This is a genomic window from Candidatus Mancarchaeum acidiphilum (genome assembly GCF_002214165.1).
Classification (GTDB): Archaea; Micrarchaeota; Micrarchaeia; order Micrarchaeales; family Micrarchaeaceae; genus Mancarchaeum; species Mancarchaeum acidiphilum.
Window position 1 is genome coordinate 373,070 of the sequence record NZ_CP019964.1, and the last position, 22,074, is coordinate 395,143.

Here is a 22,074-nt window from a genome sequence, read left to right on the forward strand (position 1 = left end):
GATATAAATAGTGCAATCATAAAGAAATAGAATTATGTCCGCTTCAATACTAAAAATAGATGAGAAGGATCTCCACAAATCTTTAGACACAGCTGCGAATATAATAAAAAATGGGGGCACTGTTGTTTTCCCAACAGAGACTGTTTATGGCCTTGGTGCAAATGCATATGATCCTGAAGCCTGCTTGAAAATATTCAAAGCGAAGAACAGGCCTGCCGACAACCCTCTTATAGTTACAGTATCAAACTTTGATATGGTAAATGAGGTTGCTTACATAGATGCAGATCTACTAAAAATAATGAAGAAGGTTTGGCCAGGGCCACTGACCCTTCTCCTTAAGAAAAAGGATTCAATACCATCAATAGTGGCATCGGGTATGGATACAGTATGTGTAAGATTCCCGGACAACCAAATCGCTTTATCTTTAATAGAAAAATCGGGTGTCCCTATAGCCGCACCAAGTGCAAATCTGTCAACAAAGCCATCAATAGTCGATTCGAATGATGCGATAGAGGATCTAAAAGATAGGGTAGATGCCATAATAGATGCTGGCCGCGTAAGATATGGAGTTGAATCAACAATACTCGATGCAACAAAAAAGCCTTATGAATTGTTAAGGCCAGGCGCATTTTCGGTTGAAGATTTAAACAAGCTGTTTGGCAAGATAAGTATAAATGAAGCTGCAAAGGGATACAAAGAGTCTAAAGTTGCGTTAACTCCTGGAATGAAATATAGGCATTATGCGCCTAGCAAGAGACTCTTCCTAATAGAAAATGAAGAGCAATTTAAGAAATTTATCTCATCAGAAAGATCAAAGCCTTTTACAGCATTATGCAGTGAAGAGAATGCCAAATATGCAAAATATGAAAAAATAATCCTGGGCTCTGACATATACGAAGTTGCACATAACCTGTTTTATGCGTTCAGGGAACTTGATAAAGGCAATAATAAATTTGGCGTGATACAATCTTTTCCAGAAAATAGCATAGGTTTTGGTGTGATGAACAGGGTAAGGAAGGCAAGTTATCTCATAATAAAAGAAAACGGAGATTTAAACGGTATAATTGATGCAAATATACAATAATCAGAAATCGTGACATCCTCCCACCCGTAAACGGTGTGGGCTTCCTCTGCATTCATGCAATCACTGCATCCTGCAAAGGATGTGTTTTATCGGTTCTCAGTTCCTCGAGAACTGCCTCCCTTTGAGGCCTTACACTCTCTCCCTGAGCGTGACTTCCCCTCTGTCCGAGGGTAGCTCTTTTGAGTATGTTTATTGACGCGTTTATATCCCTGTCTATTGTCAGTCCACAGACGTTGCAGCGGTATAACCTGTCTCCTAAAGTCAACCTTTCACTGCCTTCCTTTATATGGTGGCAGTTACTGCATTCCTGCGTCGTGTCCCTTGAATCTACTTTTATTACTTTCATACCAGCACTTTCAGCCTTGTATGAGAGCATTTGGATGAACTTGTTCCATGAAGCATTATAGATTGCCTGCGCAAGATTATGGTTTTTTGCCATTTTTTGAATGTGCAAATCCTCTACTGCGAATGAAGTATATCCTGAATTTACCAATTTGTTAGAAAGTTTGTGAGAGAAGTCATCGGATTGCTCTGTAACGTGTTCCCATTCCTTTTGTAGATGATTCTTTGCATTTTCCCTTCTTTTGCTGCCTTTTTCCCTCTTTGCAATTCTTCTTTGCCATCTTGCAAGATGCTTTGCCCTCTTCCTCACAAACCTTGGCTTCTCCATCTTCATTCCAGATGACATCGCAATAAATGAATGCAAACCCATATCTATTCCGACAGGGTTTGTGTCATCCAATTGCGGAATCTTTATTTCGTTTGCTGTGGTGAAGATGGCGTAATAATCCTTTCCTTCCCTTTTTATTGAAAGAGTCTTGATTGTGCCTTCAATCTTCCTGTGCAGTTCTATTCTCATTGTGCCTATCCTCGAGACTCTCAGCCTGCCCCTCTTTATCGAGAAGGACCCATTGTCCTGCGGATATGTTATTGACTTGAATCTCGGGAATCCTGCCTCCTTGTTTCCTTCCTTGATTCTCCTGAAGAAGTTCTGGTATGCCTTGAGAAGCCTGTATTCAATCTCGCATCTCGTCTGTGAGTATAGTTTCAGGTATCTCTTGTCATCTTGGATTACCTCTTTTACGAACCTGTTGAACTGTGCCATTGAGGCTTTTGCCTCTCCATTCTTATAGGATTCAATGGACTTCTCAAGAATCCTGTTGTAGAACTGTTGCGCAAGTATTAGCCTTTCATCTATCTCATTCTGCCTTTTAGTATCTGGATAGATCCTGAATTTATAGGCTCTTGTGGAATCCATGTTGTTTGTATAACCATTCATATTTATACACCTTTACTTTATTCAGCAGTTCGCTTTCATCCCACACGCTTCAGCGGTGGGATTTCCCGCTCACTTTGTTAAATCAACCACTTTTACCTGACAGGTTTATAAATAGTTTATCGACTTAATGTAGGATAAAAATTATAAGATATAAATATTTCAATAACCTAATAATCTAAGGAGTGTTAAAATGAACATAAGCAAGGAAATGGCCATATCTGACAAATACCAATTTTTAGATCATTTAAAGAGTTCTAATGAAAGTTATGACATGGATAAATTAGATGACAATAAAAAGAGCTCTTATAGCATTTTTAGGAGGGGCGCCAACACTAAAAGAGAAAAGATGGAAGAGAAATACAAAAACGATATCGAATATTTTAAGGAGCAGGTCCCAAAGCAGCTAGAGGAGTTCAATGAAATAAATGATTTGGTGGCAAGCTATCTATACAAATTAAATAAGGATCCCAATAATGAAAAACTGTTCGCACAGATAGAAAATATAGTTCAGGATGGATTCAACAATGTGATAAGGGCGGAAAAGAACGCTCTGCTGTCCGATACCTATTTCCTAGATAAGGCACTTTATAATGACAGGAAAATAGAAAAGTACGATAGCAGCTTTGGCAGATTTACTGATATCATATATAGAGAACTGCCGGAAGATATAGAGAAATTTAAAAATTCGGTAAATAATTTTATAAAATCCAACCCAACATACGAGGATCTGAAAAATTTCTTTATGAAGAAAGATACAACCTTTGAATTTTTCAGGATTAGAAGAAGTTCAGAGGAATATATAAAATGGTTGGCCGACTTCAATAGTGACAGATTTATGGGATGGTTTTTCGGAGGTTTTAAGAGATAAATCTTACTTTGCTGAAAAAGCTTGCCCTGTGCTTTTATACAATGGTAAAATTTTTCAGGCTTTTAATATAAAAGTTTGTGTATCCTTTATGGTGAATTGATTTTAAATAAAGATGATAAAATGGCAGCCGACCAAGAAATAAATGCAGGGGATATCAAAAAGGATTTTCCAATATTCAAGATAAAGATGAGTGGCAAGCCAATCGTTTACCTAGACAGCGCTGCAACATCGCAGAAGCCAAAGCAGGTAATCGATTCCATAGTAAAGTTCTACTCCGAATATAATGCGAACATACACAGAGGAATATACGATATAGCTGAGCGTGCAACCGATGAATACACCAATTCTAAAGGCAAGCTTGCAAAGCTTATTGGTGCAAAGAGCATAAGAAACATCGTATACGTCAGGAACACAACGGAGGCAATAAACCTTGTCGCTCTTTCCTGGGGAAATGCCAACATCGAAAAGGGCGACCATATACTTATATCGGATATGGAGCATCACAGCAACCTTGTCCCTTGGCAGCTGCTCGCAAAGAGAAAAGGCGCAGTCTTGGATTACATAAAGCTTGATAAAAGTAGTGAGAAATTAGACATGGATAGCTTTAAGGAGAATTTGGAGAATGACCCAAAAATGGTAGCAGTAACTCAGGCTTCCAATGTGCTCGGCACCATAAATGATGTGAAATATATAACAAAAGAGGCGAAGAAGCATGGATCCGTAGTGCTGGTCGATGGAGCGCAATCCGCACCCCACATGCCGGTTGACGTACAGTCGATAGGATGCGACTTCTTTGCACTCTCCGCCCATAAGATGCTTGGACCTACGGGGATAGGAGCACTCTATGGCACCGAGGAAATACTCAATTCGATGGAGCCTTTATTTGGTGGCGGAGACATGATAAGCGCGGTCACAAGGCAAACCCATAGCTGGAATTCTCTCCCTTGGAAATTTGAGGCAGGAACATCCAACATAGAAGGAGGGATAGCGTTTGGCGCTGCCATAGATTACCTCAATAGCATTGGGATGGAAAAGATACGCAGGCATGAAGAGAAGCTTACAAAGCATGCACTCGAATCCTTGGAAAACGTGAAGAACATAGAAGTATACGGACCAAAGAAAGACGAGATAAATATAAAATCAGGGGTAGTATCATTTGGCATAAAGGGCGTACATCCCCATGACGTGGCCCAGATATTCAACAATGAAGGTATTGCAATACGTGCCGGGCATCACTGTGCAATGCCTCTGGTGACCGAAGTATTAAGGCAAGGTGCAGTATCAAGGATGAGCTTTTACCTTTACAATGATGAAGATGATATAGACAAAGCAGTGGCAGCCATAGATGAAGTAAAAAGGATATTCAAGCTTGAATGAAAGCCATCCTCCGCCGCTTTGCATTATGCAATTTTAGAGGTATTCAGATTTTGGAATTTGATCCTAATGCCAAAAGGACCGAACCTGCAAGGATTGCCATCGCAGCCGCAAACCCATATGCATAAAGAGGGCCTATAACGTAAAGAAATCCCAATGCAAGGTTTGCAACAAAAAGCCCTATGCTCCTTGACGAAGTTAGTGCACCCATCCCGCTTCCCGAATTAATCTTGCTTTTTGCGAGCGAAACTATCGTCGGCTCAAGAGTCTCTATTGTGCCTACTGCTATCCCTATTACAAATATTCCTATGTAAGATACTACTATCCCAAGGCCAAAATGATACGAGAGCCCTATTATCAATGATCCTATGCCAGCAAGGAAGTATCCAAATACTGCAAGATTCCTTACAACCCTTTTCGCGAACACTCCTACAATATAACCCACTATGGCGGATACCAGCAGAAATACCGCATATGAAAGAACCCCGTAGAAATCTGTTGATTCTTGGGCTATAGTGAGTACAGGGAAGCTCAAGCTGTAGAAGCTCAACCCGTATATGCCTGTTGCAAGTATCACGCCTTTGTAGGCTCCCGCCTTTGCCTTAGCCGCCTTTGTTGCTGCCTTGATTGATGAAATGGCCCGCTTGCTTTTGCCTTTGCTTGGAGATCCTTTGTAGCTTACAAGGAATAGGCAAAGCGACGATATCAGTATTGGTATTGCAGTTGCAAGAAATATGAGCTTCAGGGCTATGCCAAGATATATTCCTATAGAAAGATACGCAACCGCAACAACGCCTCCCCCTACGTCAAGAGCATTCAGGAATCCATACACCCTTGCCTTGTCGAGCCTGCTTGATATATCTCCTATCATTGCCCTCCTTGCAGGAGTCCTGAAGTTCCTTGCCCACCACCCTGCGGAGAATATAGTCGTGGCCTCTGCCGCAAACAAGGCAAATCCAGTAAATGACAATATAGGTATCAGCAGATTTCCCAGTATTGCTATTTTCTTCTTGCTGTGCCTGTCGGAAAGTTTACCTCCGTAATATGCGAAAACAGACCCTATCCCATAGGCCAACGCCATTGCTATTCCTAAGTAATATACAGGTGCCTTTAGGTAAAGGACAAGGAATATGGGAAACCCGGCGATAAGCGCTTGGTATCCTGCATCTGCAAAGAACGCTGATAACGATATAAGGAGTACATCCTTGGTAAGCCATTTTCGCATAATCAGTTTCGGCCGCCAAAATTTATAATCGTTGCTATCTTACTTTTGTAAACGCATCAAAATAGCAATATTTAAGATTTGAAAAATATAAAGCGCATTGGCGGTAATGCGAGATCAATAGTATCATTTGCAGATATATCGGTTGATGAATTCATACCTATTATTTCAAGGGGAATTTAGATAAAGAAGGCGATGAAGGAAGGCAAGAAATCTCAAATTCAAATCACATTAATATGTTAGGATAATCCTGTAGGTTATTCTTATGAAGATAAAAACCAATTTGGCGAAAACCTAAATCTTGTCATAGAAGGCAACGAAGAATCAGATAAAACCTTAATATTTGTCCATGGCCTTGGAACAAATAAAGACGAGAACTATTTCTGGTGAAGCGAGAAGCTTCAAACTTTCGGACGTGGAAGAAGCCCCGTCCGTAAGGGCGGAGTAGTCCACCTGCTTATTCGCAGATGCAATTAATAATATTATTTATCTGTCGTCAATAACAATTAGATACAGATTTATAAAATTTTTTACTAACCTATACTTAAAAAGATAGAAACATATTTATATTAATCAGTTTAATTTTGATTGTAGTAATTAGTGAGGTGGGTATATGAAGGGACCAAATGGTACGTAATAGATGATTGATAAAAAGAATAACTTTATTTAAATATAAGTTTTTGAGTACTCTTCTTTTAGATAGTTAATAGGTGTAAGTTTCAATTATAAATAATCCTTTCTCTGACCTTTATAGATTTATCTTTTACTAAATTGATATACTGTCTACTATACAGGTTATCAAACTTCCTATAATCTATACTTCCAGATATAATCTTCTCTACCATTAGAGAATTGAATTTTACCCCGCCTATCGTTTGTGAAAGTTCACTTTCTATTTTCTCTCTATTCCCATCTTCTAGTACAGGGAAAAGATAAAATATCCCATCAGGTGTTTCCATATCGCAGATATAAGAAAATTTATTAACAATTTTATTGGGCTCACCTATTATATAATTACGATGTTTATTTTTAGTTTCTGCAAGTTTTCCTTTATTTGTTAGATTTGCAATTATTATACCATCATATTTCTTCTCAGGTATGCTTATTGTTAATGTTGACCTTACTATTACATTCTTTCCTTCTTCATTTGTAAGATCTTTGTACGCTTTCTTGGCGCTTCCTGCTGGAAGGTTATATTTTTTATCTATAAAAGAGAAACTATTTCTGCTATCTTCAGTCAGTTCACGAAGAAGTACATACTCCCTGTACATTAAACTTGATGAGTTTGGGTGTTCGTCCTTCTTTTTCCTCTGCCAGATTTTTTCTTTGAGTGCATCAAAGAATTCCTGCCTTAAAGGTATAAAACCATAGTCACTAGAGATAGGTGTTATATACCATTCTGCTTCTAAGTATTTCAAATATTCTGAATTCCTTACATCATCCAGAACATCTGCAATTATGTTGTTGTTTTCCGCAACACAGAAAATTACCAAATCGTATATTCCATTAGTTGCAAGTGCAAGCTGGACCCTTAGGTTTTTCTTTAAAACTCCTTTTATATCTTTAAGGTTAAGCTTATTGCCTGTGAACTTTGCAAGAATCATATATTCGGAGAATCCAAGGTTGTTCATGTTTAATTCAAGCGTATACTTTATCCCAAGCAGTCTTTCAAGCCTCTCTATCCTGTATTCAAGTGCATGGATCGATATTCCTGTTATCTCTGATAATCTTTTAAAGGAAAGCCTTGAGTTCATGCTCAAGGCCTTAAGCAGGTTTATGTCATCTTCTCCTATGCTGTTCCATACAACCGCATTTTTTGCTTTTGATCTCCTTTCCTTAATATTGGTTCCTTCAGAACTAGCCGATGCCTGCTTAGAATCTTCAAGTATAACTATTCCATTTGCAGTTATATATCCCATATAACAATCTGCTTGCTCGGACGCATCATTTACATTGATGCGGAAAACACAGAATTTATCATTTACCGATTTAATCTCCAAGTCATTTCCGTATATGTTTTTTAGTTCATCAAATGCTTCTTGAACTTTTTCTGGAACATCCACCATTTAGAGGCCTTAAAATAATATAATGCATTTAAATTATTTATTGGTTGCTGTATGCGATTGTTTTAGTGGGTTGAATTTTATTCTTTTGGTTTTTGATACTCCAAGCTATAACAAATCACCCTCTTTCTATTGGTGCAGTCATGCAGTGTGCTCCTCAATAACCACCTGTTAAATTAACCAAGTCAAGTGCACAGAAATCTATTCCATTCTGGTACATTTCTGTTTTGTTTAGGAATAACTGGCTTGATAAAAGAGATTCTAGATAATCCTTCTTTGCCTGCAGGAACAATGCCTTATACCTTTTTGGATCTTTGCTTGCCTTCCAAGAAAGATGCAGATAGGTGAACGTCATTCAAAGAGAGCACAAGATAGTTAGGTTCTGCAACAATAACAAAGATACATTTCAAATAGAATTTACAACTTGTTATAAAAATGCCGAAATTAAAAAAGCTAAAATATTAAATATTAAAAAATGTTTTAGTTAATAAGATTTTATGGTAATCTTATCAAAGAAGCATGAAAATAATGCTTCCTGTCAACGTAATGCAAGAAATGGGGGGCTATTGCGTAATACGGACAACAAAGCGAACGCAGATCAACTGTTATTCGAAAACTTTAAGGACAGCAGAGCCGAAATTCACAAAATTTCACAGCGTCTGGAATCAGGGCAGGGGATAAACAAAGTAATGGATAAGCTTGGCGATGAAAATTTTGTTTACTCAATGCTCAATGATATAGGAAAGCTTGTGCTTCATGATCTGAATTATATGATGAAAACTGTGGCAGGTCCCGACTGGGTTGATATAAAACCCACAGAATTTGGGATTGAGCTTTACAAACCAGAGGGTTTGAATAGCGAATATATAACAGGAGAGTACAGCAAGGAAAAAAAGAGGTGCAGCATTAACTTGGATCTTTTCAAAAAAATATTCCTGAAGTCCGAGGTAGGGCAATCTATCACTATAAGTGAAAAATCCATCCTTGAGTTTTTAGAAGCGGTTTACTCTACAATGATGCATGAGGGCTTTCACGCAGTACAAGATAACAGATTTGGATACATAGACCAAATAAAAAATTTGGATAACCCAAATGATAATATTATTTTCATGGAGGGAAGCGCTAGGTTTGTCGAGTTCTTCGCAGATTCATTGATCACTATAGGCAGATATACAAGACTGGATTGCAGTAATGCAATAGAGAAATCATTCCTGTGGCATTTTGCAGTCGAGCCTGTTTCAAGCTTGGCTTATGAAAGACCTGACTTAATAAGAAATGGTATAAAAGAGTTTATTCCATACAATATAGGTATGTTTATATTTGTGACAAGGTACGTTGCAAATGGAAGCTTTATAGAAACTTTAGGTGAAATTCGTAAAATGGCAGAAAATGGAAATATAAGCAACGATAAACTTTATGATATGCTTGACAATGAAATTAAAAATGGCAGTATATCCAAGCTGAAGCAAAAGATCAGCCTTGATTATATAAGAAGCTAAAGGCAAAGTCAAATTCCACCGATTAACTGCGAGGGTTGCGTTAACCATTCTAACTTAAGTATAAACTAACAAACAACATACAAATCATAAATATAGCAGGGGTTTCGTATGTAATTGCAATTTGTTACTAATCCTTTCTTTTATCCATTTTCAAACGAGGTTTCGGCAAGATCCCACCAGCCGATCAATTCTTCCTTTGAATCTAGAGTACATTCCGGCAATTCATCTCTTTCGAACCATCCATAGCCTCTCGATTCATCGTTTAGCTTTATTTTTGTATGCTCGTCAATCGAGGTTGCATAGAAATATATTGCCCATTTATGTGCACTTCCTTCGGGTGAAGTTTTAGTCCCTACTGGAATCAGCTTATTTGGATTCAAGTCCACTCCAATCTCCTCTTTTGCCTCCCTTATGCAGGTTTGCAGTGCAGTCTCCCCAGGCTCAAAGGACCCTCCGATATTTCCCCAGCCTTTGATCTCTTCCCCATTCCTTGTCTCTTTGGTGCGCCAAAGGAGCAGCATTTCCGAAAAGCTGTTATTGAATATGCAGGTATATGCGCCCAAGTGCCCTTTTTCTTGCTCTTCCATAAAATCATTAGCATATCAATATAAAAATTAATATATTTACTAGTAAAATATACCTGCTTCACAATTGCCGAATAAATTGGCTAAATGCATTTATATTACATTAATATCATTAAGAATGGGATCTTTATGAGACAAATTTGGTGGCTTTTTATATGCTTGGCTATTATGATTCTCTTAATCCTTTTTGCCACGTTTATAGCAACAGGTTCCCTAATGCCTCTATCTCTGTCAGGATCCATAAATCCTGTAGTGCAAAGCAATGAAGCTGCCTTTTTTATGATATCAAATTTCATAAATGATGGATGGACAACTTTCGGTTTCGTAATAATAGGGATCGTGCTCGCTTTTGTAAGCATCGCTGTTTCAGAAATGAGCCCTATATTTAAAAAGGTGCTAGTATACTCAATAATAATTGTCATATTGGCAAATTCCGCTTATTCAGTAGTTTCAAGGACTATGGGGCGAGGCATATCCGGGCTGGCGATGGTGGAAGGCGGAATCGTGCTCGCTTTTCTATCATACATAGTTAATTCTTATATGAAGATGAACTTCAACTATGTATCGGCCGCTGCAATGCTGTTTGCAATATCCTACATCCCATTCATATACGGCAGGGCCTTATTTTCCCTGCTGACAATCATTATTGCCATAGCGTTGCTTCTCTATGCAAAGCTGAGGATTTATAACCACGATAGAAGCGGAGATGCAAAGGATAAAGAGAATCCAAAAAGAAAAGCGATAACAGTCTGGAGCATGGAGGCGATGTTCCTGGATTTATCATTTTTGGTGCTGCTGTTGATCTCAGCCTTCCCTAACATTGCAGTGGCCAGCAAATATCACCTTGATATAATAATCCACTATACTGATTTCATAATAGGGTTCTTAGTCTCGGTGCTATATATTTATTTGAGCAATCGAAAATCCCCGTTTTCAAAGAATAAACCCACGCCCGTTTAAACTGAATTATCAAATTTGGCGTAAAACCCACACGCTTCAGCGGTGGGATATACCACCACAACATGTATAAATACAGATAATAAAATATACATGTTTTGTATGAAAACGGCATACAAATATCGTGCATATCCTTCAAAGGAACAGAAGGGAACTCTGAATAGACAGATGTATCTTTCAAAGGAACTATACAACCTGCTTCTTGAAAAGTCAAAGTCATACTATAATGAGACAGGAAAAACCTTAACGGAATTCAGGATGAACGTTTGGATAACCAAATTAAAGAAGGAAAAACCGGAATTTGCGGAAATCCATTCTCAGGTGCTTCAGAATATCTCAAAAAGGGTGTCAGATGCATACAAACATTTTTTCTTGAGGTGCAAGGAGAAGAAGCAAGGAAAGAAGGTAAAGGCGGGATTTCCAAGATACAAGAAGTTCGTATCATCTTTGACATATCCTCAAACCAATGGCTTCAAGATAGAGAAGAAGAAGGTTGAACTTTCAAAAATAGGGAGGATAAATTTCGTGAACCACAGAAATATTGAAGGAGGAATAAAAACATTAAATATAAAGAAGACAAAATCACAGGAATGGTACATCACGATTGCTGTTGAAAAGGAGGACAAGCCATTCATTTCAAACGGTAAACCGAAGGTTGGTATTGATTTAGGAATAATGCAATATGCCGCGCTTTCGGAAAATACAATACTCCAAAACGCAAAGATAACAAAACACCAGAGGAAACATTCAAGAGTCCTTCAACAAAACATATCGAGGAAAGAGAAGGGATCATCCAACAGAAGAAAGGCAGTGACAAGATTTGCAAGATACTCAGAGCATATTTCAAGGATAAGATTGGATTGCATACACAAGCTTTCAAATGAATTGGTGAATTCTTATTCATTCATTGCATACGAAGATTTAGAGATAAACAATATGGTGAAGAACCACAGATACGCAAAATCGATAAGTGAATCTTCTTGGGGAAATTTCACACAATTGCTGCAATACAAGGCTGAAAGCGCTGGTTGCGTGGCAATGAAAGTGAATCCTCAATACACATCAATGACATGCAGCAAATGTGGCAATGTGCAAAGCATGTCAATATCCCAAAGGATATTCGTCTGCGAAAAGTGCGGGATGTCAATGGACAGGGATGTGAATGCGGCACAGAATATACTAAAGAGAGCTTTGGACTCCATCAGTCCAACTACCGAAGGGCATTCGGGAAGTCAAGCCTGCAGAGACGACATAAGAACTTCCGCAGGGAAGGCAGTTGCCTATGAAGCAGGAACTATACGGGTGGCATCATGACGACAAATCATAACCACCCTGGAAACCCACACTGTTTACATGTGGGAGGATGTCACAATTAATTACTTGGAATTTGAAAGGCTGCTTATGACTATTATGCCAGCAAGCATCAGTATCCCTCCAAATATCTCTATTGGATAAAAGCTTCCAATTATTATGCTGCCGAGCAATACAAGGAGAGTGTCGGAATACTCGAAATCGTTTATGAAATTCCTTTTTATCAGCATGTTTGCGGTTCCCCTTGTTTTTGTCATCTCCATAGCGTGCAGTTCCATCACAGACGCAAAGGAGAACGTGATTCCCCCAAGTACGCCAATCACGAAGTAAAGGCTGCCTATATAAATAGGGCCTCCAATAAACAGTGCAGCCATTATGAGGAAAATTGGCTGAAAAAGCATCTTGGTTCCTATGCTATATTTCTTTAGCTTGTAAAATTCCATATAGTACCCTATACCGCCAAATACGGTTATCAGGAACACGAACGGGAGAGTGCCAATCTGGAATTGATATCCATTGCTCTCAGCATAGAATATGCCTACAACTATAAGGAGAACTCCTGCAAGCAGTATCGCCGTTTGCTTGAGCGCCAGAAACCTTCGGTACTTTACAACATCTATTACAAAGAACACGATTGCCGACAATCCTACCAATGGGTATATGCTTGCCAGCGTATAGCTTTTATACGCTATGAAGAGCGGGATGGTATAAGCTATTATCATCAGTGCTGTAAGGGCCCCAAATGCATACTGGCCTTTGCTCTCTGCCTTGACTTTCAACCTGAAAACAAATTTCACAGCTATGAAGCCAATCAAAATTCCAATACTTATAGATATAATAGCTGCACTGAGCGGAAGCCTGGTCACCACTAGGTAATCTACAGTTCCGCTTATTGCATATAAGACCACTCCAATGGCCATCAATGCAAACACAATTTTCATAAAATCATATCAGAACCTGCACAAAAATCCTTAAAACAAAGCGCAGGACATTTCGCAATCCTCTGTGATGCTATAAACAATGCTTATACAAGTTCACTTTTTGCCAAAATCTTTTTAGCATGCGATTAACTTGCACCAAAGCTGATAAAGGCATCTTTAAGGAATGCTTTGCAATTATGTAAATTTCTCAACCACAATCTATAAACCTTGCTATGCAGAGAGAGTCATATCGAAAATATTAGATATATGATTGTATTCGGGGCTTTTGCAAAAATAAAATTAAATATATAAATCAAATATATAAGGACCTTATAACCAATTCACAGTACAAGGTACTCGTAATTTTCGTGCTTTTTCGCTATTACCTCTTTCAAGCTGGCAGGCACGTATATTACACCTTCTGCAAGTTCATCCTCGCTTATGTTGCGGGCTTTCATCGATGTGCCGCATGCAACTACCTTTACTTTTTTATTTTCGAGCAGAGGTTTTATCCTGTTCTTTTCTACAACTGCAGCTATGCCACCATTCAAGTACACCACTTCAACTTCTTCCGTATCATCCATCTCGGAAAGATGCTGCACTGCCATTATAGACATCGCAATTTTCTCTTCAGAATCTACAGTCAATAAGATTTTCATATCTACCACAGTAGTTATTATTTATATAACTATAAACATACCAATGTTATCCTGTTTTACAAAAGTAAAACATCTAAGAAAATCCAATAATTTAAAATCTTTTTTACTAAAAGTAACTTAGCGAATGACATTATTTTAGGTGAATAGCTTATGGAAAATGCCGATAACGTAACCTTAAAGGAGGCAACTGACAGTGATGAGAAAGGATTGACTCGATTGTATAGAAAGCTATACGAAGGCGATGAAGACCAGGATTTCTTCAAGTCCAAAGCAATACCCAGCTATTTCAAATCAGGAAGCAAGGTGTTCATAGCAAGGTCCGGCAATGATACAATTGGTTTCGTATGGGCCATATATTACGAGCACATAAAGAGCAAAGGTATAGGAATAATAGAGGAGCTTTACGTCGACGATGGCTATAGGGGAAGGGGCATTGGAAAGGAGCTGGTGTCAAAGGCTATAGATTACCTGAAAAAGAAGAAAGTGCTAGTTGTGATCGTAACCACAGATCCCCAGATGGAAGATGCCCAAAAGTTCTATAAAGCGGTGGGATTCAAGGTATCAAGGGAGTGGTTCTATTATCCATTGCCTTAGAAAAAGGCAGGAAGCTTAGAGCAAGCCTCATCCCACGGATATCGATATGTAATATACGGCAACTAACATTATTGCAACCAAAATAAGTCTTCTCCAAAGCCCTGACTCCTTGAAGATTATTCCCCCTGCCAGTGTTGTTATTATCACATATATGCTATTCCTGAATGGTGCCACCACGCTTATGAGCATCAGTGATGCGGAGAAGTAATAGGTTATCCGGTATGCCACGGTAAAAAGCGATATTGTCCCGATCTTGCTGAAGTTGTGCGTCAGATTTGAGTATACCTCTTTTACCCCTCCGTACTTCTTGGTCATGTATACCATGTAATTAAGGGATATGAAAAGCTCCATCAATATGATATATGTAAATTCGTTGAGGTTTGACATGAACAGGTATTTCATCAGGACCGATCCCAATGCTATTATTAGGCTCACTACCACAAGCAGGTATATGTATTTTCTCCCATCGAACGCTTGCTTTCCTCCATCCTTGAATATTATTAGGTAGCTGCATGCTATTATTACAGCAAGCGCAAGGTACTGGAAAAGTGACAGCTTTTCACCAAGAGCGAAGAAGCTTATTATGATTATGAATACCATAGGGAGGGAGCTCATCACAGGTGCGGATATTGAAAGATTCCCGTGCTTGTATATCCTTGCCGATAACAGGTATCCTGCAGTTGAAAGCAGTGAATTGACATATATGTATAGGACAGTGACGATTCCTATATTGAATTTAGCGAATGGCAGGAATACAAGAGATATAAAAAACGTCAATATTGAGAAGCTGGCGCTGTATGCCGATGCGTGCTGCTCTTTCAACGCATATTTCTCGATTATTGTGGATATGCCCATGAAAGTTGAAGACAAAAGCACTAGATAAAGCCATTCATACATCTGTACACCCAATCAAACGCTTAATGGATTTGTAATAAATGCTTATAAATGCAATTGCAGAAAACTCTCTTTTAAATAGGGATTTGAGTAGGATTTGGCAAATCAAAAGAAGGAAGGAGAAAATGATCATTATTAATGCGATCCGATCAAATAATCTAATGGCTGCTTACAAATGTGCTATTATACTGCTTATCTGCAATCCTTTTTAACTCTATTTCCAGATTGGCTTTTATTGTTTGGAATTCACCGTAAATTGCATGCAGCACATCTGAATCATTGGCAGGTTTTTCGATATAAACAGGTAATAAGCTTTGATCGAAAGGCAATCCTTTCTTTTTAAGATTCTCCTTATAAAAATAAGCGATTCTATAAGATATTGTTTTGATGGTCCTTTCAAGTTCGTATCTATTAATCTTAAAAATCAAAAACTTGTATTTTTTGTATACAATTAAATCGTTATCATCTGTTAAAAGCTGTTTAGCTATTATGCTATTTACCAAATCCCTCCTAATTAGCAAAACAGACATAAATCCATTTTTTGTTTTATACACCGGCAAATCAAATGCCTGGTAATCCCATCTTCCAATCTCCTTTCTTCTAAATATTACAGTTTTGCCATTGAATTCTGGGATTGTGCCATCAACTTCATCATTGTCTGTTGCCGTTGATATGCCCTTCTTCAGGCTATTCATCGAATCTTTAATCGTTTTTCCCTCGCTTAACAACACTAAGTAATCATACACACTATCCCCACAGTCTCCATTCATCTTTAAATATATATAAGTTGTCCCGGTTACTCCCTTTCATAAAAATAAAATAAATCTTACTTGACAATGCAAAGGCCTTAATAAAAATAGAGCAATACCCGAAATACAAAATATACTATAGTATTGCACCTTGCTCCTTTAAGGTCTGCTGAAGCTCTTTCACGTTCACTTCCTTTGCAGGTGTGTTGTCCCTTATGCACATCTTTGCGGCAACTCCTGCCGCGTGGCCCATTGCCAGTGCCGTCCCGCTGACTCTTGCGCTTGCCTGTGCGTCGAATTCCGCGCTCAGGCACCTTCCTATTATAAATAGGTTATCGATTCCTTTCTGCACTATCGACCTATATGGTATCTCATACCAAGAGGAGTCTCCTTTGTTAAGGTGTATGTAAACGAGCCCCTTGTTGGGGTCGTGTATCTCAAGAGGATGGCCGCACCTGGCGATATGGTCCTCAAATCTTCCACCATTCAGCACGTCATCCCTTTTAAGAACATATTCGCCTATTCCCCTGCGGGTCTCTCTCATGCCTATCCCCGGAGAGGAATCCATAAGGTATGAGTTTTCAAATCCCGCAATATTTTTCTTGAGGAACTCAAAGTCCGATGCCACCTGGTGCCTTAAGTCGTTTATTGCCTTTGCTACCTCCTGGCCCGACTTGTAATCCTTTATCTTTGCGTGTGTAGCATTGCATATGAATTCGCCTTCCCTGCTGGTGTTGAAAAGAAACTCAGTATTCTCGTTTGGAAGATAAAGTTTGTTCTCCTTTTTAGCTTTCTCGACCAAAGGCGGATTTATATGTATCTTTGATACCTTGCCTTCTATTAATGGAGCGGATATAAGTTCAGGATGCTCCTTTGAGAAGTTTATTAGTTCCGCTTCATTGACATTTGCAATCCTGAAAGGTATGGTGGCTTCCTGGTGCCATCCCTCCCCTTCCTTGCCCTCCATTGCATTGGAAGCCGTATAATAAGACAGGTCCGCGTCTCCGCTGCTGTCAACAAATTCTTTGCCTGATACCTCGTGCGTGCCATCTTTACCGACAACCGTGACAGAAGTTATCCTATTGCCTGACAACTTGCATCCAATCACAAGCGAGTTGAAATACGTGCTTATCCCGTATTTGTCAGCTAAATGAGACACTGCCAATTTCATTTCATCCGGCCTGAAAGGGATGAAATTTCCTACTTTTCCCTTGGTTCCACCAAACCCTTTTAAGGTCTCAACTATCTCGTCAACGATACCTCCAACAATTTTCTCTGACCCGTCATAGGTATAAACTCCAAGAATAGATACTACGTAGCTATGAGTCCAATTGCCACCAAGCATCGGATTCCTCTCGATTATTGCAGTTTTTAATCCATTCTTTGCTCCAGCCAATGCCGCTCCAAGGCCTGCTGGCCCACCACCAACAATTACCAAATCATACGAATCCATGAAATCCACATTATAAATATCTCATGCAGGTTTTTATTATTTGACAAAAAATTTTATTATTTAAATAATTTAAAAGAAGCAGTTTACATCAAAACCTCGGCTTTACAAAAGGTTAGCGGATTAATAATAAGCCAGCATCATTTCAAGTGAATTTATCCTCTAAATTTATAATATGCATTTTTAAGCTTATACTCTTAATTAATAAGAGAAAATTAAATGTAATGGTGTGGATATGAATAAGTGGACGAAACTTCTTCCGTATTGGTTTTTGCTGTTTACGATAGGGTTTGGGTGGTTTATACTTGCGCCTCTTGTGCCTGTCTTAAGCACATCGTTAGGCGTAGGGACTGCTTCCATACTTCTATTAGTGAGCATGTATGGTTATACTATGGTAGTGCTCGGCCTTCTCGCCGGGTGGATATCGGCTAAATTCACAGTTAAAACTGCGATATACGTTGCCGCGGCCCTTTCAATAATAGGGTTGATAGGCAGGAGCCTGTTCTTGACAAATTATGCAGGATTCCTTGTATTCCAGATAATAGCTGCAGCCGCATACCCGCTTGCACTTGCCCCTGTTGGAAGCGTTGCTGACTCAATATACAAGGAGCACGCACATTCAATAGTGGGAATCAGCGTGGGTATACTTTTCTTCGGCCTCGCGATAGGCGCATTCTTTGCGTCAAGCATAGCAGCGGCAATAAGTACCGTAGGGCTTCTGTGGTTCACGGCGATACTTGCGATAATAGCCGCAATATGGGTAGTGCCAGGAATAAAGAATTATCCTACAAACTACAAAGGCAAGTCCCTTAAGGGCGTGTTCAAGGTAGGAATGATAAAGAACTGGTGGGTTGGATTCTCTATAGCATCAATGTCAGTTATGTTTGGAGGAATCGCATCAACTATGCTTCTTCACTTCCACTTTGCATTAGGAGAAGCTCTTACATATGGAGGGCTTTTGGGAGGATTGGCATTCTTGGGGTCCGCACTGGGAGCAATAATACTGCCTCCAATATTTGAGAGATATAACCAGATAAGGGCAGGGCTTATTTCAACATCCCTGCTGTCTCTTATATCGGTGTCTCTCCTTGCGTACTCATTGGGATTCGGCCCTAACCTGGGATTGCTGGTAGCTGCATTCTTCCTGTTTGGGTTCTTCGGAAATGCGTTCTGGTCAATGGCACTTACTTCGACAACGAATTATGTGTCGGATCCGGCGCAGTCGGGATTTGCAACATCAATGTATAGCGTCATAACTAACTTGGGTGTTGCATTCGTCCCTGTATTCCTTGGGCCTGAATTTGCTGTCGATGCAACAATAGCTGTCATTGTGGTATTCGTGATAGAATTCATAGCATTCATATTGTCTCCAATGCTGAAGACAAAGAATGATGCAGAAAGCCAGCAGCCTCCAAAGGCTGCAGCAGCCAAGGCAGCAGCAAAGGCTTGAATTCTTCTTTTTCTTTTCTTTATCCTTTATTTATTCTTATTTTGTCTGAACCTTAAGTGCAGTTCTTGAATTAAATGGCAATTTATAAAAATATAAGAAGCTAAAAATCCTTATGGTGGATTTATGGATGATCTAAATTCTTACAGGAAGCAGATAGACGAAGCCGACGAAGGGATAATAAAGCTCATAAAAAAGAGGTTTGACATTGTAAAGGCAGTAGGGGAATTCAAGAGAGCGCAAGGAATGCCTTTGAAGGACAACAGCAGGGAAGATGCGCTTAAAATCAAGTGGAAGCAGATGGCGGAAGAAAATGGTGTGGATGGAAATTTAGGATTGAGCGTGATAACCGACATACTTAGATTCTCCAAGGAGCAGGAAATGCCCAAGAACGAGAACCGCTTGCTGGTTATAGGGTACGGTGGCATGGGCCTTTCAATCGCCAGCTATTTCCACAAGCACAATTTCAGCAATGTCTATGTAACCGGAAGGCATGTGGACAAGATGGAAAGCGGCATTGCAGATGCAGGATGCATTCCGATAAAAGATCCCAGTGCCAAAGACTTTGACACGATTATAATGGCAACGCCGCCAGAATCGGTAAACTCCGATATTGTTGAAGGAATATTGCAGGATGCAGAAGGCAAACTGGTGATGGATATATTCTCTGTGAAAACAGATGCGTACAAGAAACTTTTGGATTATTCGAAAAAACTCAATTTCAAATATGTAAGCGTGCATCCTCTTTTTGGACCCAACCAGCTTGAGGATATAAAGAAAATTGCAGTCATCACCGATGGAGTTGACGAAAAGCTTTTGGCGGATGCTGAAGGAATATGGTCCTATGCGGGATTTACAACGATTAGGACAACATTAGACGAGCATGAGAAGGCGATGGCTATAGTCCAGGTATTAAGGATGCTCGACTTCGTAGCTTTGAAGAACAGCATAGGGGATCTCAAGGGAAGCCTGAACGTGGATTACTCAAAGCTCGCAACGGTAAGCTTCGAGAAAGTGGAGGAATTAATAGACAACCTATCAGATGATAACGATTTGATACACGAGATAGTAAGCTCGAACAGATACTCAAAGCAGGCGATTGAGGCATTAGCTAAAGGAATAGAAAGCATAAAATCGGAAGTATAAAGCGGTAAGGCATTATTCCATTTTCTTTGATTTTTGTCTTAAACATTAAAATATTTGATTTTAAAAATTCGGATGACACTATGAGAATGATATCGCTTAACCTTTGGGGTGGAAGGGCCTTTGAAGGCCTTAAGGCATTTCTAAATAAGGAGAAGGGGAGAACAGACATATTCTGCTTTCAGGAGACGCTTCAATACTCATTAGGCAGGCCGGATAATGATTCCCTAAAAGCGAAGACGATGCACCAGCCAAAGGAGTTTTCGGAAAGAGAGAATCTTTATGCGGATCTTGAAGGGATCCTGGACGGCTACAAAGGTTTCCTTACCGATCCATATAGCTCGGGAAAGGAAAGGCTATCGATGTTCATCAAAGATGGGATAAGCGCAAGCGAAGATGCCAATAGGGTAGTAAATGATGTAGGAGTGACGGTGGACAATTTGCCATATAAAGTGGGGTGCATAATGCAGCATGCATCGGTAACGTTTGAAAATAAAACCTATGATATATGCAATACTCATGGCTTGTGGCAGCACAGCAGCAAGGAAGATACGCCGGAGAGGCTTCAGCAATCAGAAAATATCATAAAGCTTATGTCGAAGATGGGTCCAAGACGGGTGCTTGCAGGAGACTTTAATTTGCTGCCTGACACAAGAAGCATAAAGATGCTTGAGGATAGCGGTATGAGGAACCTCATAAAAGAGTACAATATAACAGATACGAGAGGGAAGCTGTACACCAAAAAGATACGCCATGCGGATTACACATTTGTTTCCAATGCGGTTGATGTCAAAGGGTTTAGGGTATTGCCAGTCGAAGCTTCGGATCATCTCCCTATGGCACTTGAGTTCAATTGATTTTGTTTTAGAGGATCCTTTTACTATAAAGGAATAGGCATATTTATTTTAACTATCATAATGATTTCGATGCGCAAATACCATTCAGTAAAATTTGATGTTGTAGAGGAAAAGGTTAAGTTGCCAAATGGAACCGAATATATCTCTTCTATAGTAGTCCACAAGCCGGTAGCGGTAATAATACCCGTGCTCAACGGCAAGATATTGATTGAGAGGCAATATAGGCATTCTCCCGGCGGATGGATGTACGAGCTGCCAGCAGGCTTCCTTCAAGGAAAAATAACGCTTGAAGGGCTGGCGAAGAAAGAGCTTCACGAAGAGACAGGTTATATTGCAGACAAGTTAACTTTCCTCTTCAAGGCTTATGCGGCTCCGGGGACAAGCACGGAAATGTACTACTATTACCTTGCTGAAAACTTTAGGAAAGAAAAGCAGCATCTTGAGAAATACGAGATAATAAAGACAAGATGGACAAGCATTGAGCAATTGCTTAATATGATAAAGAAGAATAGAATAACAGATGGCAAGACTATAATAGGAATACTTTATTATTACAATTTTTGCAAAGTGGAATAAGAGGAAATAACATGGGAAAAGCATTACTGGTAATAGATATGCAGGAAGGATTCAGGCACAAAGCATCTGAAGCCATTATAGACAAGATAGCAGAATTGGTAAAAGGATTTGACGGCAAAGTGGTATTCACGCTTTTTGTCGATGAACCCGGCTCTATGTTCGATACAGAGCTGCATTGGCCCAAGTTCCAGTCAAAGGATATGCAGAAGCTTTTAAAAGAATTGGAGCCGGTTGCAAAAGGCAAACTTGAGGCAGAGCATAAGGGCTATACTGTGCTTACGGATGGGCTTAGCAGAATGCTTAAGGAAAATGGCATTGATACTGTTTATCTTTCAGGGGTATATACAGATGTCTGTGTTGTAAAAGCGACGATGGACCTGTTTGACAAGGGCTTCAAGACAAAAGTGGTTGCCGATGCCTGCGCTTCGCTTCATGGTGACAATAACCACAAGTATGCCATAGATAGCTTGAAGCACATAATAGGAAGGGGCAATGTCATAGAAACAAGCGAAGTGAATTAGGATTACCTATAAACTTTTAAAAT

At 39.4% G+C, this 22,074-nt stretch carries 22 protein-coding genes; 12 read left to right on the forward strand and 10 right to left on the reverse strand.

The annotated features are described in order from the left end of the window. Nucleotides 1-34: 34 nt before the first annotated feature. A complete protein-coding gene (locus tag Mia14_RS02020) occupies nucleotides 35-1,084 on the forward strand; it encodes an L-threonylcarbamoyladenylate synthase (protein ID WP_088819901.1) in 1,050 nt (349 codons plus the stop codon). Between the two features lie 52 nt (nucleotides 1,085-1,136). Here the strand turns inward: Mia14_RS02020 and Mia14_RS02025 are convergent, their stop codons facing one another. After that, a complete protein-coding gene (locus Mia14_RS02025) occupies nucleotides 1,137-2,363 on the reverse strand; it encodes an RNA-guided endonuclease InsQ/TnpB family protein (protein WP_088819903.1) in 1,227 nt (408 codons plus the stop codon). A gap of 190 nt (nucleotides 2,364-2,553) precedes the next feature. Between Mia14_RS02025 and Mia14_RS02030 the strand changes: the two genes are divergently transcribed. Together Mia14_RS02030 and Mia14_RS02035 are read left to right on the forward strand one after the other, a co-directional pair. Then, a complete protein-coding gene (locus Mia14_RS02030; RefSeq protein ID WP_088819905.1) occupies nucleotides 2,554-3,231 on the forward strand; it encodes a hypothetical protein in 678 nt (225 codons plus the stop codon). A gap of 138 nt (nucleotides 3,232-3,369) precedes the next feature. Next, nucleotides 3,370-4,608, forward strand: a complete 1,239-nt coding sequence (locus Mia14_RS02035) for an aminotransferase class V-fold PLP-dependent enzyme (protein ID WP_124216929.1) — start codon at nucleotides 3,370-3,372, stop codon at nucleotides 4,606-4,608. A gap of 43 nt (nucleotides 4,609-4,651) precedes the next feature. Here Mia14_RS02035 and Mia14_RS02040 read toward each other — a convergent pair whose 3' ends face one another. From Mia14_RS02040 to Mia14_RS02050, 3 genes are all read right to left on the reverse strand, one after another. After that, on the reverse strand, nucleotides 4,652-5,830 hold the full coding sequence (locus tag Mia14_RS02040; protein ID WP_088819908.1) for an MFS transporter: 1,179 nt from the start codon (nucleotides 5,828-5,830) through the stop codon (nucleotides 4,652-4,654). 716 nt (nucleotides 5,831-6,546) lie between these two features. Further along, a complete protein-coding gene (locus Mia14_RS02045) occupies nucleotides 6,547-7,893 on the reverse strand; it encodes an Lrp/AsnC family transcriptional regulator (RefSeq protein ID WP_088819910.1) in 1,347 nt (448 codons plus the stop codon). A gap of 154 nt (nucleotides 7,894-8,047) precedes the next feature. Then, entirely contained in the window at nucleotides 8,048-8,245 is a 198-nt protein-coding gene (locus Mia14_RS02050) for a hypothetical protein (protein WP_088819912.1), read from the reverse strand. Between the two features lie 211 nt (nucleotides 8,246-8,456). On the opposite strand from Mia14_RS02050, the gene Mia14_RS02055 reads away from it, so the two are divergent. Then, nucleotides 8,457-9,389 (forward strand): hypothetical protein, encoded by a 933-nt coding sequence (locus Mia14_RS02055; RefSeq protein WP_088819915.1) that lies wholly within the window; start codon nucleotides 8,457-8,459, stop codon nucleotides 9,387-9,389. Between the two features lie 140 nt (nucleotides 9,390-9,529). On the opposite strand, the gene Mia14_RS02060 is transcribed toward Mia14_RS02055, so the two are convergent. Beyond that, nucleotides 9,530-9,976: an NUDIX hydrolase gene (locus tag Mia14_RS02060; RefSeq protein WP_088819917.1), complete on the reverse strand. Its 447-nt coding sequence runs from the start codon at nucleotides 9,974-9,976 to the stop codon at nucleotides 9,530-9,532. 165 nt (nucleotides 9,977-10,141) lie between these two features. Here Mia14_RS02060 and Mia14_RS02070 point away from each other — a divergent pair, with 165 nt between their 5' ends. Further along, nucleotides 10,142-10,933: a hypothetical protein gene (locus tag Mia14_RS02070; protein WP_124216876.1), complete on the forward strand. Its 792-nt coding sequence runs from the start codon at nucleotides 10,142-10,144 to the stop codon at nucleotides 10,931-10,933. A 99-nt stretch (nucleotides 10,934-11,032) separates the two neighbouring features. Next, entirely contained in the window at nucleotides 11,033-12,244 is a 1,212-nt protein-coding gene (locus Mia14_RS02075) for an RNA-guided endonuclease InsQ/TnpB family protein (RefSeq protein WP_198539391.1), read from the forward strand. 62 nt (nucleotides 12,245-12,306) lie between these two features. Here the strand turns inward: Mia14_RS02075 and Mia14_RS02080 are convergent, their stop codons facing one another. Both Mia14_RS02080 and Mia14_RS02085 read right to left on the reverse strand, forming a co-directional pair. Beyond that, complete coding sequence (locus tag Mia14_RS02080) at nucleotides 12,307-13,182, reverse strand: hypothetical protein (RefSeq protein ID WP_088819924.1); 876 nt, start codon at nucleotides 13,180-13,182, stop codon at nucleotides 12,307-12,309. Nucleotides 13,183-13,502: 320 nt separating this feature from the next. Then, on the reverse strand, nucleotides 13,503-13,820 hold the full coding sequence (locus Mia14_RS02085) for a DsrE family protein (protein ID WP_088819926.1): 318 nt from the start codon (nucleotides 13,818-13,820) through the stop codon (nucleotides 13,503-13,505). Nucleotides 13,821-13,970: 150 nt separating this feature from the next. Here Mia14_RS02085 and Mia14_RS02090 point away from each other — a divergent pair, with 150 nt between their 5' ends. After that, a complete protein-coding gene (locus Mia14_RS02090; RefSeq protein ID WP_088819928.1) occupies nucleotides 13,971-14,414 on the forward strand; it encodes a GNAT family N-acetyltransferase in 444 nt (147 codons plus the stop codon). Nucleotides 14,415-14,441: 27 nt separating this feature from the next. On the opposite strand, the gene Mia14_RS02095 is transcribed toward Mia14_RS02090, so the two are convergent. The 3 genes from Mia14_RS02095 to Mia14_RS02105 all read right to left on the reverse strand — a co-directional run bounded on the left by Mia14_RS02095 (nucleotide 14,442) and on the right by Mia14_RS02105 (nucleotide 17,510). Beyond that, nucleotides 14,442-15,311 carry an EamA family transporter gene (locus Mia14_RS02095; RefSeq protein WP_088819930.1) on the reverse strand — a complete coding sequence of 290 codons (870 nt, stop codon included), beginning with the start codon at nucleotides 15,309-15,311 and terminating at the stop codon, nucleotides 14,442-14,444. Between the two features lie 155 nt (nucleotides 15,312-15,466). Beyond that, nucleotides 15,467-16,078, reverse strand: coding sequence for a hypothetical protein (locus Mia14_RS02100; protein ID WP_124216877.1), 612 nt, complete (start codon nucleotides 16,076-16,078; stop codon nucleotides 15,467-15,469). 115 nt (nucleotides 16,079-16,193) lie between these two features. Then, nucleotides 16,194-17,510, reverse strand: coding sequence for an FAD-dependent oxidoreductase (locus Mia14_RS02105; protein ID WP_088819933.1), 1,317 nt, complete (start codon nucleotides 17,508-17,510; stop codon nucleotides 16,194-16,196). Between the two features lie 232 nt (nucleotides 17,511-17,742). Between Mia14_RS02105 and Mia14_RS02110 the strand changes: the two genes are divergently transcribed. The 5 genes from Mia14_RS02110 (at nucleotide 17,743) to Mia14_RS02130 (ending at nucleotide 22,051) form a co-directional block, all read left to right on the forward strand. Next, on the forward strand, nucleotides 17,743-18,957 hold the full coding sequence (locus tag Mia14_RS02110) for an MFS transporter (RefSeq protein WP_088819934.1): 1,215 nt from the start codon (nucleotides 17,743-17,745) through the stop codon (nucleotides 18,955-18,957). Between the two features lie 123 nt (nucleotides 18,958-19,080). Further along, nucleotides 19,081-20,100, forward strand: coding sequence for a prephenate dehydrogenase/arogenate dehydrogenase family protein (locus tag Mia14_RS02115; protein ID WP_088819936.1), 1,020 nt, complete (start codon nucleotides 19,081-19,083; stop codon nucleotides 20,098-20,100). An 80-nt stretch (nucleotides 20,101-20,180) separates the two neighbouring features. Continuing rightward, complete coding sequence (locus Mia14_RS02120; RefSeq protein ID WP_088819938.1) at nucleotides 20,181-20,954, forward strand: endonuclease/exonuclease/phosphatase family protein; 774 nt, start codon at nucleotides 20,181-20,183, stop codon at nucleotides 20,952-20,954. Nucleotides 20,955-21,023: 69 nt separating this feature from the next. Further along, nucleotides 21,024-21,530 carry an NUDIX hydrolase gene (locus tag Mia14_RS02125; RefSeq protein ID WP_157891432.1) on the forward strand — a complete coding sequence of 169 codons (507 nt, stop codon included), beginning with the start codon at nucleotides 21,024-21,026 and terminating at the stop codon, nucleotides 21,528-21,530. An 11-nt stretch (nucleotides 21,531-21,541) separates the two neighbouring features. Continuing rightward, nucleotides 21,542-22,051 carry a cysteine hydrolase family protein gene (locus Mia14_RS02130; RefSeq protein WP_088819942.1) on the forward strand — a complete coding sequence of 170 codons (510 nt, stop codon included), beginning with the start codon at nucleotides 21,542-21,544 and terminating at the stop codon, nucleotides 22,049-22,051. The last annotated feature ends 23 nt before the right edge of the window (nucleotides 22,052-22,074 follow it).